Consider the following 17,647-nt stretch of genomic DNA (forward strand, 5'->3'; position numbering starts at 1 on the left):
GGGAGGCCGCGAGTGAACCGGTGGTGCCGGAACCCGTCGTATGAGTTTGAATTACGTATCTCGAAGTTAGCCAGCAGTCGTCCGTAAAGACGGCACTGGTCGTCTTTCGAACCATCCGCGTTCATGCACATGCGTCACGCCGACGTGCGCAGTTCTCACCTCTTGTCCATTGCCTGGACCCTCACTGCGCCGGTGTGTCTCTGTTCGTGTTTGTGTGGCATGAGTGCGTCCTGTCGCGGATAACGTCGGCTCCCGGAGCCTTTTTCCGGTCCTGATGCGGGCGTTTCGCACCGGGCATCTTCTTCCTAGCGGGACAAGACTGTGTCTCGCGTGAATTGACCGGTGGGGCTGAAGTGGGAGAGAGTACAGCGCTCCTGCCTCCCACCTGGACACGGAGAGTGTCTGTGGCGTCCCCTGCGGCCGTCTCCTCATGTACGAAGGGCCCTGTGTGTCTCCGTCCTCCCCGCGCTCATCCCGACTGTCGAATCCCCCTTTGTTTTCGTTCAACAACCCAACACCATCCTTCAACCATGAGTACCTACGCGAATCCCGATGTTCTCGTCTCCACCGACTGGGCCGCCGATCGCCTCGACGATCCCGAGGTGCGGTTTGTCGAGGTGGACGTCGACACCTCCGCCTACGAGGAGGGCCACGTGCCCGGCGCCGTGGGCTGGAACTGGGAAACACAGCTGGCCGACACGCAGACGCGTGACCTGGCGTCGAAAGAAGACTTCCAGTCGCTGCTGCGCAGCTCGGGCATCGACGACGACACGACGATCGTCCTCTATGGCGACAACGACAACTGGTTTGCCGCCTGGGCCTTCTGGCAGCTCACGTACTACGGCCACGAGGACACGAAAGTCCTAGACGGCGGCCGCAAGAAGTGGCTGGCCGAGGACCGCCCCCTGAGCACCGAGGCCCCGGACTACGAGGCGGGCAACTGGTCGGCCTCGGCCCCCGACAATTCCATCCGTGCCTTCTCCGGGTACGTCCAGCAGACGCTCGACCGCGACGACGTGGAGCTGGTCGACGTGCGCTCCCCGGAAGAGTTTAGCGGTGAGAAGCTGGGGCCGGACGGCCTGAACGAGGGCGCGCAGCGCGGCGGCCACATTCCCGGCGCCCACAACATCAGTTGGAGCGAGGCCGTGAACGAGGACGGCACCTTCAAGAGCGCCGAGGAGCTGAAAGAGATCTACGAGGAGCGGGGCATCACGCCCGACAAAGAGACCATTGCCTACTGCCGCATTGGCGAGCGGTCGAGCCACAGCTGGTTCGTCCTCTCGCAGCTGCTCGGGCACCCGCGCGTCCGGAACTACGACGGCTCGTGGACCGAGTGGGGCAACCTCGTGGGCGTACCCATCGAGACCGGGGCCGACCCTGTGGCCGCTTAAGGCGCCGGGTCCCCCGTTCCGAGAACCGTCAAGGGCCGCTCCGATCCGTCACGGATCGGGGCGGCTTTTGTTGTTGGGTGTTATTGGGGGCAGAAATGGGCCCGTTCGCTTGCGGATGCGGCCGCCAACCGGTACCCTTGCCGTGTCCAACGCACTCCGCGAACGACCAACGCCACCCGGCACATGGACCGCTGGCTTCGGTGGGCCCGCCGCATCGACCGCCTGAACGACCGGATCGGCCGTCTGCTCTACTGGCTGACCCTCGCGATGGTGGGGGTCGGTGCGTTCAATGCCCTGGCCCGCTACCTTGGCAAGTACACGGGCCTTGGGCTGAGCTCCAACATGTGGATCGAGATGCAGTGGTACCTCTTTAGCCTCGTCTTTCTGCTAGGGGCGGCCTACACGCTGGAGTACGACGACCACGTGCGGGTCGACGTGCTGTACAGTCGGCTCTCACGCAGGGGCCGGGCGTGGGTCGACATCCTGGGCACGCTGTGCTTCCTCCTGCCGTTCTGCGGGCTGGTGCTGTGGATGTCGATTCCGTTCGTGAGCAATTCGTGGGCCATCCTGGAGGGGTCGCCCGACCCCGGCGGCCTGCCCCGCTACCCCATCAAGACCGTCATCCCGCTGGCGCTCCTGCTCGTGATGGCGCAGGGCGTGGCCCTCATTATTCGGAAGGTGGCGGTGCTCCGCGGACACGAGGTGACGGACCCGGTGGACCGCGAGTCCCGACCGCGTGCGGGGTGAGGACGCGTTCCGTCGCTGCCAGAGCTCGTGCTTGAAGCCGGTCCCTGGTTGTGACTGCGATCTCCGAGAAGTTGACCCGTGATGCGTGAAGAGGGAGGAGGGGGCATTGCGAGTGGGTCCTGAGTCACGAGTCACACCTCACGCGGCACACTGACGCGAATTTTCGAGACAACGACGCAAATTCTCATGGGTGCCGATCTTCTCGCGCCGCTGATGTTTGCGGGGGCCCTTCTGCTGATCTTTTCCGGGTACCCCGTCGCGTTTTCCCTCGGCGGGACGGCGCTCGCATTTGTGTTTATCGGCGAGCAGGCGGGGCTGCTCAGTTGGGGCCTTCTGCGGGCGATGCCGTCCCGCATCTTCGGGGTGATGTCGAACTTCATCCTCCTGGCGGTGCCCTTTTTCATCTTCATGGGCACCATGCTGGAGAAGTCGCGCCTGGCGGAGGACCTGCTTACGACGATCGGGCAGCTGTTCGGGGTGGTGCGCGGGGGGCTCGCGATCGCCGTCGTGTTCGTGGGGGCGCTGCTGGCCGCGGCCACGGGCGTCGTGGGGGCGTCGGTCGTGGCGATGGGGCTCATTTCGATGCCCGTGATGCTGCGCTACGGATACTCCGAAGAGCTGTCCTCCGGTGTCATTACGGCGGCGGGCACCCTCGGGCAAATCATCCCGCCGAGCATTGTGCTGATCGTGCTGGCCGACCAGCTCGGCATCAGCGTGGGGGACCTCTTCATCGGGGCGCTCGTGCCGGGCGTTGCCCTGGCGAGCCTGTACGCCCTGTACGCGGGCGGGGTGGCGCTCCTCTGGCCCGACGTGGCGCCGGCCCTGCCCGCCGACACCCGTGACATTTCGCCGGGGCGGCTCGCCCAACGCGTGCTTCTCGTGATGCTGCCGCCGCTCGTGCTCATTCTGCTCGTGCTGGGCAGCATCTTCGCCGGGGTGGCCACGCCCACCGAGGCCGGGGCGCTCGGGGCCGTGGGGGCCATGGCCCTCGCCGCGGCCAACGGGCGCCTGTCGATGGATGCCCTCCACGAGACGATGGACGAGACGATGCGGCTCACCTCCATGGTCATGTTCTTGCTCGTGGGCTCCACGGCCTTCTCGCTCGTGTTTCGGGGGCTGGGGGGCGACTTCTGGGTGGAGGGGCTGCTGACGAACCTTCCGGGCGGGGTGATCGGCTTCCTACTCGTGGCCAACCTGGTCATCTTTCTGCTCGGGTTCTTCATCGACTTCTTCGAGATCGCGTTCATCATCATTCCGCTGCTGCAGGCGCCGGCCGCTCGGCTGCTGCCGCCGGAGTTTGGGGCCACGGCAGACGCCGCGCTCGTCTGGTTCGGGGTGATGGTGGGCATGAACCTGCAGACCTCGTTTCTGACGCCGCCGTTCGGGTTCGCGCTCTTCTACCTCCGGGGCGTGGCGCCCGACGAGGTGGCCACCACTCAGATCTACCGGGGCGCGGTCCCGTTCATCGTGATTCAGGTGCTTGGGCTGCTGGCATTGACGCTCTACCCCGAAATGGTCACCTGGGCGCTGTGATCGGCCCCTGTTGAGGCGCTAGGTGTAGACGGCGAGGCGCCAGAGAAGAGAGAACGACACGCCGTACTGCGCCGCGACGAGCAGGGACGCGCCCACGAGGGCGAGTGGACTTAGGGCGGCGAGGGGGAGAAGCGTCCAGGCCGGGGCGTCGGTCACCCGCCAGTAGTCGAAGAGCACGCGGAGGGTCACCGAGAGAAGGACCAGGGTGCCGCCCCCGAGTAGAACGAGGGTGGAGAGCGACGGCGACAGTGGCGCGTTGGGGCCGGCGGCGAGGGCGACTGGCGGGGCCAGTAGGACCGGCCAGCAGGGCCATGTCACGAGCATCAGCCCCTGCGCCACCGTGAAGCGCGTCCCGAGACGGGCCATCGCCACCCCCGCCCCCGTCCAGAGCAGGAGCAGGACGAGCGCCCCCCCGCCGACGGCGACTCCAGCCAGCGTCGGGTGCTCAACGCCCGGCGCCAGCGCCGTTCCCACGACACGGGGCAGGGCGGCAAGCACGCGCTCGGTCTCGGGCTGGGCCGTTGCCAGCCGGGCCATGCGGGCGGCCGCCACGCCCAGACTCCCCCCCACGAGGCCCAGCAGCAGGCTGTTGGCCCCGAACGACACCTCCCGCCCGTCCCGAAGCGCCTCCCGATAGAAGCCCGGGGTCGTAAAGTACCGAACCGCCGTCTCCCGAACAAAGAGGCTCCTGGCGTACAGCAGTCCGAGGACGGCCACGAGCCCCCAGCCCACGAGAACGAGGCCGGACGTCCCCGCCGGGGCCGATCCGTCGGGGAACGCGAAGGTGCGCTGGGTGCCCGAATAGAGTCCCCGAACCACCGTTGCCGCGGGGCGGGGCGTCCCGGCGGCGTCGTGCAGGCCGTAGCGCCGGGAGGGGAGGAGCGACGCGTCATCATCCTGCCAGCGGGCAACGAACACGACGGGCGGGGCGGCACGGGTGGGGTCGAGAAGCCGAGACAGGGTGGTTTCCAGGTATCGTGCCTGGCGTTCCGCGGAGTGGGGCACCCGAAGGCCCGAGGCGGCCGCCGGACGGGTCCACGTTCCGAGCGCCCCGATCCCGACCGAATCCGTCCGCGTACGCCACGCACGCCACCGGTCTGTGGGGCGCGGGTGGCCGCGGAGGTCGAGAAGGGGCTGGTCCACGGCATCCGCACACCGATCGGCGGAGGGCACAAATGGCGTCACGTAGTAGGTGTGGAGGGAGGCGGACGCGTCGTGGATCCGCTCCGTCCAGCGACGCAGCCGGTCACAGCGTCGGGACCCGGTCGTACTGGCGCCCCGCGCGAGGCCGACGTGCGTAATGGAGGCGTGGCGATTGGCAAGCGAACGCAGTTGGTCCAGCGACGCGTCGGCCTGGGGCCGTGCCTCGTCGGGCCGAGGCGCCGACCCGTCCGCCATCGGCAGGTCGACGTACAGGCGGAGGCCCAGTGAGTCGGCCCGGGTGGCTATCGTAGTTGCTGTTGTATCGGCGGGGAGGTGCGTCAGCCGGACGGCTGTGGCGCCGGTGGCTGCGATGCGGTCGAGGGCGGCGAGGGCCGAGTCGGGGGCTGTAGAAGGAGTCCACACAACGCCGAGATCGGGGGCATCTGAGGAAGCCTCAGAGGGGACATCCTGCGCGCTGGCGAGCTGCCGAGGGAGAATGTTAGGCAGGAAGAGATTCACCAGCAGGGCGAGAAAAAAGCACCGTACGGTATAGGAGCACTGTGGATTGTTCATGCGCAAGCCTGACGAGAAATAGAGTGGCGAGAGAGACTCCCACTGCCAGCATGATAGTGTTGACAGCACGATGGACTTTCGAAAGGAGATTCGTGCCGGAAGACGGTTGTCTCCGGTAAGAGGATGGGGGACCGTTGGGTCCGTCGGGTCTTCTCCATTGCCCCCACTGGTCAACGGGCTTGTGCGACGAAACGTCTCAAGGAAAAAAGACGAGATGAAAAAGAATTTATTCCGCCGGAGACGTCAACAGGGCGGCCGAGAATAACACGTACGACAAAATCAATGCGCCGGTGTCTTTCGAGCCGGCGAATCGATCCCAATTCATTGAGTGGCGTTGGGGGGGATACACCAGAAGCATTGGAAGAGCCTGGTCTAAATCTGTGTGCTCACTCTATGGTAGATTATCTGTTGAAGGATCGCACCCAACACTCCACTTCTACCTGGGTTGAGCTACCTTGAAGAAGCCCCCTTGTGAACTATTCAACTACGACATCTTGTCCAACTTTGTGGTTTACTTTGGTTGGTCAATTAACTGAATTAATGAGTCGCTAAAGAAGAGGCAATCGACTGGTTTGAAGGCCACTATTAACCTCGCAGTTACACGCAAAACGTTTCGACACGAACGATGAAGCAGCGACATCAGGATGCCACGATGTGGCGGGTTCTTTTCGGGGGGCTTCTCGCCGGTCTGATTCTCATTGCGGTGCCTCCATCGGCGGTCGCTCAGCGTCCGGACGCGGACGAGGACGACGACGACGATGGACCAACGGCGCTATCTGTCGGCAATTTGTCATCGGACTTTACCTTCGGTGGGTCGGGGGGATACAATTATGACGGGAGTGCTCGGGCCCTCATGGTCTCCGGGCCAAACGGTTCGTTGATGGTCGACTATGCCTCTGGGCTGGGAACGGGGCAGTTTGACCGGGACACGCGGCGGACCATCGGTGCGGAGGCCCTCTTCGGCGGAAATGCAACGCTCTTCGACGAATTTCTCCGCCTGCCGATCAGCGTGTACATCCCGATTCGGATCAACCTCGACTACCGGTACCTCCAGCCCCGCAATCCGGATCAGTCGAACCTGCATCGCGGCGGCGCGGGTCTCGGGGCCGGTGGCGGCGCTCAACTCCAGCTTCCCGTCGGCCCGGACTTCATCAAGGACAATTTGTACGTCCGGGGATCGGCCCTTCTCGTTCCGGCGGTGGCCACGACCCTGAACGGCGGTGACGACGAGACCGCCCGAACCATTGGGGATGACACGCCCATCAGCGCGTCGCGAACACGGATGCGCCGGACCCTCGACCTTAATCTGGAGGCTCACTTCACTGAACTGATCGGGGAGGACACAGGGATCATGGCCGGATACACGTTTCGAGCGTACGGCCGGTCCCGGGAAGAGCCGTCGAGTGTCGGGGACGTGATCGATGCCGCGACCCTGAGCGGAAGCTACGTCCAGACGAACGTTCAGCACATGATCCGAGTGGGGCTCACGTGGTAGAAAACAGCCCTCTTCGGTTCTGGGGCGAAGGACCATGGAATGGGCTGCGGAGGCCGGGCGGTCACTGACAGTCCTGTAGGGCGCCCCGAAATTGTGACGGGGTCGACGCTGTGGAAAATGAGCGGCCGTGGCGGGCGGGACAGGCCGAACCGGAGTGCGAGGCCGTCCCACTACGGCAGGCCGGGGGTGCAACAATCTCCGGGGAGCCTGAATACCGTGTACGGCGAGCGTCGTACTCTCCGTTTTTCCACCCCTCCCCAGTCTCAAAATGACCGTTGCAGTCATCGGTGCCCACGGCGGCATCGGCCGTCGCCTCCTTCCGCGCCTCAACGAGGCGGGCCACGATCCCATCGGCGTCGTTCGCTCTGAGGACCAGTTTGCGGCGATCCGGGACCGTGGGGCCGAGCCGCGGCTTGGGGATCTGGAGGGAGAAGTTGCCTCAGCCCTCGACGGGGCGGATGCAGTCGTCTTTACGGCGGGGGCCGGGGGAAGCACAGGGTGGGACAAGACGATCCTGGTCGACCTCTGGGGGGCCGAGCGGGCGGTCCACGCCTGCGAAGAGAAGGAGATCGACCGGTTCGTCATGGTCAGCTCGCGCGGCGCCGGCGATCCGGAGTCGCGACAGGGGCCGATCAAGCCTTACATCGTGGCCAAGCATGTCGCCGACCGCACGCTCCAGCGCTCGTCGCTCGACGAGACGATCCTGCGGCCCACGCGCCTTACGGATGCGGAGGGCACCGGTCGCGTCGCGGCCTACGTCGACACGGATCCCGATGCGGGCGATCCCATTCCGCGCGCCGACGTCGCGCAGGCCGTCGTTCAGTGCCTCGCGGACGACAACACCGTTGGGCACGCCATCACGCTGTACGGGGGCGACACGCCGATCGGAGAGGCGCTCCGCCCCTCTGGTTAGGGACGGTCGTACACCTCCATCCCGAGGTCGTGTAGGTAGGCGTAGGTAGGGGCAAATTCGTCCAGAAGGCGTTCTTCGAGGCCGGGCGTGAGCATGTCCGCCTTCGCTCCCGCCGTGCCGAGCACCCGGAGGAGGGCACGTTTGGCCGTACGGGCCGCCGGGTGCCCGAGCAGCCAGCGATACGCGCCAGGAAGGGAACGGCGCAGGGGGCGCACGGTCGCTCGATAGACGGCCCGGAAAGCGGCGCTGCCGGTCGGGTTGGCGGGGCGGCCCTCGTCGGTCGGACGAGGGGCATCCGGGAGCGACAAGAAATCGAGGAGGGTTCTCCAGAAGCGGTCCGGGGCCTCTTTGCCGGCCTCCAGGCTTACGACCGTGAACTGCTCGGGCCCGAACCGCTCCGTGTAGGCCGGAAGGGTCTCCTCGTAGTGGCTGTCGCGGAGGAGCTCCGGATCGCGACCGTCAAGCGCCTCCGACAGGGATGTCGACTCGTCCAGGATTCCGAGTTGCTTGTGGTACTGAAACTGGGAGAGCAGGCGCTCAATGGGGTCCCGGACGATGGCGAGCAGTTTCGCGTCCGGGTTGTACGCCCGGATGGCGTCCGCGGTCGCGGCGTGCCGGTAGTACATCACGGTCGCGTCCCCGAAGTAGCGGTGGTCCTGGTCGAAGGGGAAATGGGCGTGGTAGTCCTCCAGGGTACACGGCGCTTCTTCGTCGCGGCCCGTGTCGCCGAAGTAGTAGAGCTCTTTTTCGTCGGCCATGAAGATGTCGGGGTGCCGGTTGAGCAGGGTGTACAGCCAGCTCGTTCCGGCCTTGTTGACGCCGATGAGAAAGAGGTTGACCCGGCTCATGGAGCAGTGGGGTCCCGAATGAGATACAGCTGGGCGGAGTGGCGGGGCGAGGACTGCGCGGCCCACAGGGCAGAACACAGGGCGACGAAGGGGGCGCGGAGCAGCCAGCCGCCTTGGTAGCGCTCGCTCAGCAGGGACACGTAGAACGCATCGAGGCGCATGGGGCGGACCTCGGCGACGTCCAGGTCGAACCGAGCGAACAAGCGCCGGACGTCGCGGGGGCGAAAGTGGGACAGGTGGCGCGGCACGTCGTACGCGGCCCAGTCTTCGCCGTAAAACTGTGCGTCGAGGGACAACCAGTTCGGAACGGCGACAACCAGCGTGCCCGAAGGAGCCAGCGTGCGTTTGAGGGCCTTGATCGTCCCGGTCAGGTCCGGCACATGCTCCAGCACGTGCCAGAGCGTGATGACGTCGAAGTGCCCGGACGGAACGTCTCGGAGGCGCCCGGGGGGCTCAACGGTGAGGCCGTGTTGTCGGGCCGCCACGGTTCGGGCCGTTTCGTCCGGATCGAGGCCACGGGCGTCCCATCCTTGCGACTGGCAATGGGCCAGAAATTCTCCTGTGCCGCACCCGAAATCGAGCAGCCGGCCGGGCGGATCATCGACGAGGGTGGTGATGAGACGACATTTTGACCGCAAGGTGTAGTGGCGCACCCACCGGTATAGGGTGTCGATGACGTTCTGACCGGTGTCCTGGTGGGGCGTGTAGTCCTCGCTCTCGTAGTATTGCCCGAGATCGTCCGGGTGGGGGCGCGGGTTGGTGAAGCGAAAGCCGCAGTGCTCACACTCGACGATAGGGAACGTCTTCCCCGAGACCGTGTGATCCTGGCAGGTGAGGACGTGCCGGGTCGATTCGTTGCGGCAGAGGGGACAGTGGTCGAGGTGAATCACCGGCTCGGTGGGAAGGAGCGTGAGGGAAGAGCCACCGGGCTTGCGTGTAGTGATTTTCCCATGGGGCCCAGTGGCGGAAGGTGCTCGCGCTGGAACAGCGAAAATACCCGACCGTTTCGAGAGGCTCGTGGAATCGAGTGGGCCGCTCGGCCCGCCCTTCTCCTGTCGAGTGCGTCAGCACGTCCCGTCTTCATGGCCTCTTCTGCCCGGTCTCCTGCCCCGCGAGCCGCCCACGCCGACACGATGTGGACGCGTCTTCCTCCGCTTGCGCGGCACGGGGTCTGTCTGGGCATCTTTCTGGTCCTTGCGCTGTCGTTCTACTCGCCCGTCGTCTTCGAAGGAAATACCTTCCAGGGGGGCGACAATACGACCTTTCGTGCCAACGCGCAGGTGACGATCGAGCACCACGAGCAGACAGGGGAATGGCCTCGCTGGGCGCCAAATGTATTCAGCGGGATGCCCTACATCAACTACAAGACGGCGGTCACGCAGCTCGACGATGTTGTGAGCATGGCTCGCAGTGTGGCCTGGCCGGTGGGGCATCTGTTTGTGCTAATGATGGGGGTGTACTTCCTGGTCTTCTATCTGACCCGAAATCAATTCTCGGGCTTGCTCTCGGGGGTGGCGTTTGGCTTTACGACCTACATCCCCATCATCATCGCAGTGGGGCACAACACGAAGTTTATCGCGCTGGCCTACGCCCCGTACGTCCTGCTCGCCTTCGCGTACACCCTGCGCAACCCGTCGGCATGGGGGAGCCTCCTGTTTGCGGGCGCCCTGGCCCTCCAATTGCGGGCCAAGCACCCGCAGATCGTCTTTTATACGGGAATGCTCCTCCTGCTCTGGTGGGGTGTGGAGGTCATTGGGGCGGTGCGGGAAGACCGGGTGCCGGCACTGGCCACGTCGACTGGCTGGCTCGGCCTCGGGACGGTGCTGGGGCTCTGTATGGCGGCGCATCCCTACCTCGCCCGGTACGAGCACAAGCAATTCTCGGTGCGGGGGGCGGCCGCCACGGCCGGCGGGGGCGACGGTGGGGGGGGCGGTGGCATGGGCTGGGAGGCGGCGATGCGCTGGAGCCAGGGACCGGGCGAGCTTTTCACGTTCGCGGTGGCCGATGCCTTCGGCGGCGGGGGACAGACCTACTGGGGGCCTAAGACCTTCACCGAGGGGCCGCACTACCTGACGGGGGTCGTCCTGTCCCTAGCGGGCCTCGCTGCGTGGAAGGTGCGAACCTGGCTGGTATGGGGGCTTGGGCTCGCCACGCTCGGCACCGCGCTGTTCTCGCTGGGCAAGTACGCCGCCTGGATCAACTGGCCCTTCTTCCAATACTTCCCTTTCTTCGACGCCTTCCGGGGGCCGGAGATGTGGCTGAGCATCACGGCCCTCACCCTGATCGTGCTCGCGGGAATTGGGCTCGACTACGCGCTGCGGCGCGACGAGACACAGAGCCGTCGGCAGCGGCAGCAGACCGACCCTCGACAGCGACCCATTTTGATTGCGTTTGGGGTCGTGTTCGCGGTCGTCGGTCTGGTCTGGCTGGCCCCCAACACGGTTCTCGACTTCGAGAAGCCGAACGAAGAACAGCGCATCCGGCAGGCCCTGTTGCGCCAGAATCCAAATGTGTCGCCCCAAAACCCCAAAGTCCAGCAGGCGGTGCGACAACAGGTGCGAAAGCTGAAGGAGCAGCGCCGGGGGGCCTTCTCGACGGACGCGCAGCGCACCCTGCTGTTTTTGGCGCTGGCGGCTGGGGCTCTCGTCCTGTACCGGCGCCGCACCCTTCCGGCGTGGGGGGCGGGGGTAGCGGTGGTGGCGGTGGTGGCCATCGACCTCTGGGGGGTGGACACCCGCTACATGAATGAGGATCGCTACTCGCCGGGCGGGACCGAGCAGACCATCCCCACCTACCAGTTTGATCAGTTCATCAAGCAGCGGCAGCAGGAGGCCGGGGGGCTGGGGCGCTTTCGCGTCCTTTCGTTGGCGGAGGGCAATCCCACGAGTACGGCCCGTCCGTCGTACCACTACGAGTCCGTCGGCGGGTACCATGGGGCCAAGCTGCAACGCTACCAGGACTACCTCGACCACATCCTGCGGCTGACGGAACGGGGCGGCCCGAACGAGAACGCCCTCGACCTCATGAATACGCGCTACATTGTGGCGCGGCAACAGCTGCCGGGCACCGAGGTAGCGTATCGCAGCGAACAGTCCGGCGTGCTGGTGCTCGAAAATCCGGATGCCGTTCCACGAGGATTTCTCGTCGGGGAGACGGAGGTCGTGGACGGGGCTGAGGCCACCTGGGAGCAGCTTCGTGATTCCTCGTTTGAGCCGCGCCGAACGGCCCTTCTTCCGGAGCCCCTTGATGCGCCGGTCGCGCCCATCGACAGCAACAGCACGGCGGACGTGACCCTGGAGCAGTACGAACCCGAGGAGATCCGGTGGACGGTCAGCACGGACGCGCCGCGCTTCTTCGTAGCGAGCGAGGTGCACTACCCGGCGGGCTGGAACGCGTACCTGGATGGGGAGAGAGTGCCGATTCATCGCACCAATTATCTGCTCCGGGGCGTGCACGTGCCGGAGGGCGAGCACACGCTGGAGATGCGATTTGAGCCGGCGGCCGACCGCTACGGCCGGTGGATTGCGTGGACCAGCACAATTCTGGTCTACGGCGGTGTCCTGACGCTTGCGGGCCTCCGCGTCCGTCGCCGCTGGTTTGAGGAAGAGGCCGCGGACGAGGCGGACGCCTCTTGAGGCCCCGTGCACTCTGCGACCCCTCGTATATCGTCCCCAACCGGATGGATCGACGCGTCCTGCTCCTGTCGTATTACTTTCCGCCGGCCGGAGGCCCCGGTGTGCAGCGGGCGCTCAAGTTTGTAAAGTACCTGCCGGAGTTCGGGTGGGCGCCGACAGTGCTTACGGTCCGTGAGGGGGCATTCCCGGCGCACGACCGCTCTCTGGCCGCCGACGTCCCGGCTGCGGCCTCGGTCCACCGCACGCCGTCCCTCGATCCGCACTGGTTCTATGCTCGCCTCGCGGGCCGCTCGGACGACGAGGTAGATGTGGGATCGGTGGAAGGGCAGCAAGAAACCGGGATGGAAAGGGTCGCGCGCTGGATTCGGGCCAATCTTTTTCTGCCCGATGCCCGCGTCGGGTGGGTCCCATTTTCCGTGTGGCGGGGACGCCAACTGGTTGCAGAGGGGGACGTCGATGCCATCCTGACGACGGGACCGCCGCACTCTACCCATCTCGCCGGCGCCGCGCTGCAGGCGCTCACGGGCGTGCCCTGGGTGGCGGACTTCCGCGACCCGTGGACCGACATCAACTACTACGACGAGCTGCCCCACACCCGGTGGGCGCGTCGCCTGGACGCGGCCCTCGAACGAACGGTGCTCCGGCAGGCCCGAGCGGTGACGACGGTCAGCCCGACCTGGCGCGACCTCCTGACGGGAAAAACGGGGCGGACGGCGGGCGAGGCCATCACGGTTGTGCAGAACGGCTTCGACGTGGACGATCTGTCTCCGGGGGAGGCGGTGCCGTCGACCGAGGCGTTTGAGGTGACGCACGTGGGCTCGCTCTACGCGTCCCGGAACCCCACGGGGCTCTGGCGTGCGCTCCGGCGGCTGCGCGACGAGGGTGTGATGCCCGCGCTCCGCATTCGACTGGTGGGCACGGTGGACGCGAACGTCCGAGACGCCCTCCGCGCACAGGGGCTGATGGACGTGACCGAATTGATTCCGTACGTGCCCCACGACGAGGCGGTGGCGTACATGCGACGGGCGGGACTGCTGCTGCTTTCCATCGAATCCTTTCCGCAGGACGAAGGGATGATGACGGGCAAAATATACGAATACCTGGCCGCAGGACGGCCCATTGTGGGAGTAGGGCCCCCGGGCGGCGACGCGGCGGCGCTGCTTCGCAAGACCGAAGGGGGCCGCCTGTTTGGTCGCGACGACGTATCCGGGCTCGCGCAATACATTCGGCACCACTACGAGGCCTGGGCGGCGGACACGCCTCAGCGCGGAGCCTCTCCCGAAGCGCTCGATCCCTACCGACGCCGCGCACAAACGAAACGAATGGGAGCGGTTCTGAGCGGCGTGTGCTCCGACGAGTAAGGCTCCCGGAGAGCGCGTCACGTCGTCCAATTCTTGCACTGAGGGCTAAAAACCGAAGGAACGCTGTGCGGCGGCCGGTGTGCCAACACCGCGAGTGTATCGGCGGGTTGAAGAGTCTCCGGCCGTAGAACATTTCTCACGACTGCCTTTGTCTCATGGACGTCCTCCGAAAGCTTTTTTCTCTCCTGACGCGGCGAGAACGGCGAAATTTGTATATTCTCTTCGTGGCCGTTCTGCTGATGGCGAGCCTGCAGGTGGCGAGCGTGGCCTCCATCATGCCCTTCCTCTCGGTGGCCTCCGATCCGTCGATCATTCAGGAAAATGAGTACCTTCGCTGGGCCTACGCCACGTTCGGGTTCGACGACGACCGATCGTTCCTCATCGCCTTGGGCCTGGGGGCGCTTCTCGCTCTCGTTGTCAGCAACGTCTTTATCATTCTCACCCGCTGGGCGATGGAGCGCTACTCGTGGGGGCGAAACCACAGCCTCTCGCGGCGGCTGCTCCGGAGCTACCTGTACCGGCCGTACGAGTATTTTTTGACCCGAAACAGCTCGGAGCTCGGGAAAAACATTCTCGAGGAGGTGAAGGAGGTGACCGATCAGATGCTGAAGCCCACACTCCGCGGGGTGGCAAAGGCCGTCGTGGCGCTCTTTATTGTCGGCTTCTTGGTGTACTTCGATCCGGTCGTAGCCCTGATGGTCACCGTTGTACTGGGCGCGGCGTATGGGGCCATCTACCTCGTTGTGCGGAGCCAACTGGACGAGCGGGGAGAGGCCCGCGTCGAGGCCAACACGAAGCGATACCAGTTCGTCGGGGAGGCCTTTGGGGGCATCAAAGAGGTCAAGATTCAGGGCAAAGAGGAGGCCTTTCTCAATCTCTACGACGATCCTTCGGAGCGCTACGCCCGAAATCAGGCGCTGTATCGCGTGATCAAGAAGGCACCGCGATACATCATTGAGATGGTGGCCTTCGGGGGCATCATTCTGATCGCGGTGTACCTCATCGCGGTTCGGGAAAGCCTGCAGCAGGTGATTCCGGTCCTCGGGCTGTATGCGTTTGCGGGATATCGCCTCTTGCCGGCGCTTCAAGAAGCGTTTCATGGGCTGGCCAGCGCCCGGTTCAACATCGCGGCGCTGAACAAGCTGCACCGGGACCTGAAGGGCCTGGCGGAGGCCCATTCCTCCGCGTCCGGAGGGGCGGACGGGACCGCCGCTCCGCCGCTCCTGCTGGAGGAAGAACTCGCGCTCCGCGAGGTGAGCTACACCTATCCAGATGCCGATCGACCCGCAATCAAAAACCTTTCACTCGCCATTCCGGCCCGTTCGATGGTTGGGTTTGTCGGCAAAACGGGCTCGGGAAAGACGACGGCCGTCGACCTTGCATTGGGACTGTTGCGTCCTCAAGAGGGAGAGATCACAATTGACGGCACCCCGTTGCGGGCGAACAACCTGCGGCGCTGGCAGCAAACCCTCGGCTACGTTCCCCAGCACATCTACCTGTCGGACGACACGGTGGCGCGCAACATCGCCTTCGGAGTGCCCCGAGACCAAATTGACATGGAGACGGTCCGGGAGGCGGCCCGCCGGGCCCACATCCTCGACTACGTAGAGCAGGACCTGCCGAACCGGTGGGAAACGGTCGTGGGGGAGCGGGGGGTCAAGCTGTCCGGCGGACAGCGGCAGCGCATCGGCATTGCGCGGGCCCTCTACCACGACCCCTCGGTCCTCGTCTTCGACGAGGCCACCAGTGCGTTGGACCAGTCCACGGAGGCGGGCGTGATGGAGGCCATCTACGACCTGGAGGGGGAGCAGACCATACTGATCATTTCCCACCGCTTGAGCACCGTTCAACGGGCCGACAACATCTTCATGCTGGAGGAGGGGCGAAAAGTAGGGGAGGGGAGCTACGACGAGCTCTTGGATCAGCACGCCAAATTCCGCTCGATGGCCCTCTCGTAGTGGCGGATGCAGTGCCGACAGTTTCACCCGGACCCTCGCCTCGTCATGAGCGACGGTACACTTCCCACGTTTATCCTCATTGGGGCCATGAAGTGCGGAACGACGAGCCTGCACCGGTACCTCGGCGCGCACCCGCAGGTCTGCGTGTCGGACCCGAAGGAGCCGGACTTTTTCCTACGGCGCAATGAAAAAGGCCTGGCCTGGTACAAACAGTGTTTTCGAGAGTCGGCCCAGGCGTTCGGGGAGGCCTCCACCAATTACACGAAGTACCCAGCGTTTCGGGGCGTGCCGGAGCGGATGCATCGGCTGCTCCCCGACGTGAAGCTCTTGTATCTCGTCCGCGACCCCATTGAGCGCGCCGTGTCCCACTACGCCCACAACCGGGTGGCCGGGCGCGAGTCGCAGTCTGTCGACGAGGCCTTCCGACCCGTCGATGGCAGCCACTACCTCCAGACGAGTCGCTATCACTTCCAACTCTCGCAGTACTTGGAGCACTATCCCGGAGAGCGCGTGCTGGTGATCGAGTCGGAGCGGCTGCGGGCCGACCGGAAATCGGTGCTCCGAGAGGTTTTTTCGTTTCTAGGGGTCGACCCGGCCGTTGAGGCCTCTGCGTTTGAAGAGGAATACCACACCACATCCGGAAAACTGAAGCCCGGTGTCTCGACGTTCCTTCAAGAAACTCAATTCGGACAGTTCCTGACGTCTGTAGGGAAGGCACTTCTCCCGCAGGCGCTTCGTGAGCGCGGGCTGTCGGTGTTTCGGAGCGACGTGAAGCGGCCGTCCCTCTCCGAATCTACGCGGGCGCGAGTGCGGGCTCATCTCCAAAACGACGTGGATCAGCTTCGGGCGCTGACTGGGAAAGAGTTTTCCGGCTGGTCCCTGTAAGGCCGTGGACAGAACGGGTTGAGGCCCTGGAGTACGACTTGGTCAGAGTGGAACGCGAGTGGACGTTATTCGGGCGCTTCCTTCCGACAGTACGTCAGGGCCCCGTACAGCCGGAGGTATCGGAGAATCCAGTCGGCAATGTACAGGCGGAGAAACTGATGGGCCGGAACGTCGTGGGCTTGCTCTGCGACACGGCGCGGGTCTGGAGGCACGGCGTGGAGCAGAAGTTCGATGAGAACCGACGTAGTGTCCCCGGAAGCGGTTGACGGGTCGCAGAGGCGGGCCAGGCCGCGTCCCACGCGCAGGGCCTTTGCGCGGTGCGCCTCGAAGGTCGTACGGGCGGGGTGGCAGACCACAATGTCGTCCCGGAAGGCGGTGGTCAAATCTGGGTGGCGGTGCACGCGTTCTCCAAACTCCTTGTCGCCCCCGGAGACTGCCGTTTCGTCGAAGCGCCCGACCTTCTCGAAGACGGCGCGCCGGACGGCAAGACACGAAGTGGGGACGAACTGCTTCTCGTCGTAGTGGTACCGGGACGGCAGGCCCATGACCGTATCGTACCAGCCCCAGAAGCCTGCCTCGTCCTCCGGAACGTAGACGTCCACCTCGTACCCGAGGTAGTCCGCCTCCGAGGCGGAAAACGCTTCGTGGACGTCCGTGAGCCAGTACGACGGCGCGGCCATGTCGGCGTCGATGAAGACGAGAATCTCGCCCTGTGCGGCCTCAATGCCGGCATTCCGGGCGGCGTAGGAGGACTGAGTATCGTGTTCGGATGCCGGACGGATGCGGTTCGGATACTGGTGGGCCCACTCCCGTATCACCGCTGGGGTCCTGTCCGTCGAGTTGTTGTCGACCGGAATCACTTCGTAGTCCGAATGGTCCTGCTCCATGACGGACCGAAGGGTCGCGTCGATGCCGGACGGGTCGTTGTAGACGGGAATGATGACGGATATCTTCATCGCGGGGGAGACGTGGAGGCAAGCGGAGGAATCCGAAAAAAGGAATGGCTGCATAGGAAGGTTGCTCCGTCGTGCGTTTTGACGTTGGACGCCCCCCGAGATCCTGAAGAGAAGACGGGGGCACAGCCCTGGACCTCTCGTTTCGAGTGAGGCACAGTTCTAGGGACCCACTCCATAGGCCGGCACGCTGCCCAAAACACCCATCTTAT

At 65.0% G+C, this 17,647-nt stretch carries 13 protein-coding genes; 9 read left to right on the top strand and 4 right to left on the bottom strand.

What is annotated here, in order from left to right; all coding sequences use genetic code 11:
* Positions 1-530 precede the first annotated feature (530 nt).
* The 3 genes from SRU_RS05225 to SRU_RS05235 all read left to right on the top strand — a co-directional run bounded on the left by SRU_RS05225 (position 531) and on the right by SRU_RS05235 (position 3,671).
* A complete protein-coding gene (locus tag SRU_RS05225) occupies positions 531-1,391 on the top strand; it encodes a sulfurtransferase (RefSeq protein ID WP_013061576.1) in 861 nt (286 codons plus the stop codon).
* A 183-nt stretch (positions 1,392-1,574) separates the two neighbouring features.
* Entirely contained in the window at positions 1,575-2,138 is a 564-nt protein-coding gene (locus tag SRU_RS05230) for a TRAP transporter small permease subunit (protein ID WP_011403750.1), read from the top strand.
* Positions 2,139-2,324: 186 nt separating this feature from the next.
* On the top strand, positions 2,325-3,671 hold the full coding sequence (locus tag SRU_RS05235) for a TRAP transporter large permease (RefSeq protein ID WP_011403751.1): 1,347 nt from the start codon (positions 2,325-2,327) through the stop codon (positions 3,669-3,671).
* An 18-nt stretch (positions 3,672-3,689) separates the two neighbouring features.
* Here SRU_RS05235 and SRU_RS05240 read toward each other — a convergent pair whose 3' ends face one another.
* A complete protein-coding gene (locus tag SRU_RS05240; RefSeq protein ID WP_237701975.1) occupies positions 3,690-5,237 on the bottom strand; it encodes a hypothetical protein in 1,548 nt (515 codons plus the stop codon).
* A gap of 775 nt (positions 5,238-6,012) precedes the next feature.
* On the opposite strand from SRU_RS05240, the gene SRU_RS05245 reads away from it, so the two are divergent.
* Together SRU_RS05245 and SRU_RS05250 are read left to right on the top strand one after the other, a co-directional pair.
* Entirely contained in the window at positions 6,013-6,882 is an 870-nt protein-coding gene (locus SRU_RS05245; RefSeq protein ID WP_013061577.1) for a hypothetical protein, read from the top strand.
* A 268-nt stretch (positions 6,883-7,150) separates the two neighbouring features.
* A complete protein-coding gene (locus tag SRU_RS05250) occupies positions 7,151-7,795 on the top strand; it encodes an SDR family oxidoreductase (RefSeq protein ID WP_011403754.1) in 645 nt (214 codons plus the stop codon).
* Here the strand turns inward: SRU_RS05250 and SRU_RS05255 are convergent.
* Both SRU_RS05255 and SRU_RS05260 read right to left on the bottom strand, forming a co-directional pair.
* On the bottom strand, positions 7,792-8,643 hold the full coding sequence (locus SRU_RS05255; RefSeq protein ID WP_013061578.1) for a sulfotransferase family protein: 852 nt from the start codon (positions 8,641-8,643) through the stop codon (positions 7,792-7,794). The genes SRU_RS05250 and SRU_RS05255 overlap by 4 nt on opposite strands.
* Positions 8,640-9,533: a class I SAM-dependent methyltransferase gene (locus SRU_RS05260; RefSeq protein ID WP_011403756.1), complete on the bottom strand. Its 894-nt coding sequence runs from the start codon at positions 9,531-9,533 to the stop codon at positions 8,640-8,642. The genes SRU_RS05255 and SRU_RS05260 overlap by 4 nt, the downstream gene beginning before the upstream one ends.
* Positions 9,534-9,725: 192 nt before the next feature.
* Here SRU_RS05260 and SRU_RS05265 point away from each other — a divergent pair, with 192 nt between their 5' ends.
* The 4 genes from SRU_RS05265 (at position 9,726) to SRU_RS05280 (ending at position 16,482) form a co-directional block, all read left to right on the top strand.
* Positions 9,726-12,278 (top strand): YfhO family protein, encoded by a 2,553-nt coding sequence (locus SRU_RS05265; RefSeq protein WP_162713374.1) that lies wholly within the window; start codon positions 9,726-9,728, stop codon positions 12,276-12,278.
* 44 nt (positions 12,279-12,322) lie between these two features.
* Positions 12,323-13,639: a glycosyltransferase gene (locus SRU_RS05270; protein WP_237701976.1), complete on the top strand. Its 1,317-nt coding sequence runs from the start codon at positions 12,323-12,325 to the stop codon at positions 13,637-13,639.
* Positions 13,640-13,794: 155 nt separating this feature from the next.
* Positions 13,795-15,597, top strand: coding sequence for an ABC transporter ATP-binding protein (locus SRU_RS05275; RefSeq protein WP_112903653.1), 1,803 nt, complete (start codon positions 13,795-13,797; stop codon positions 15,595-15,597).
* Positions 15,598-15,642: 45 nt separating this feature from the next.
* Complete coding sequence (locus SRU_RS05280) at positions 15,643-16,482, top strand: sulfotransferase family protein (protein ID WP_011403760.1); 840 nt, start codon at positions 15,643-15,645, stop codon at positions 16,480-16,482.
* 65 nt (positions 16,483-16,547) lie between these two features.
* Here SRU_RS05280 and SRU_RS05285 read toward each other — a convergent pair whose 3' ends face one another.
* Positions 16,548-17,438: a glycosyltransferase gene (locus tag SRU_RS05285; RefSeq protein ID WP_112903657.1), complete on the bottom strand. Its 891-nt coding sequence runs from the start codon at positions 17,436-17,438 to the stop codon at positions 16,548-16,550.
* Positions 17,439-17,647: the final 209 nt, after the last annotated feature.

The organism is Salinibacter ruber DSM 13855, assembly GCF_000013045.1.
Lineage (GTDB): Bacteria > Bacteroidota > Rhodothermia > Rhodothermales > Salinibacteraceae > Salinibacter > Salinibacter ruber.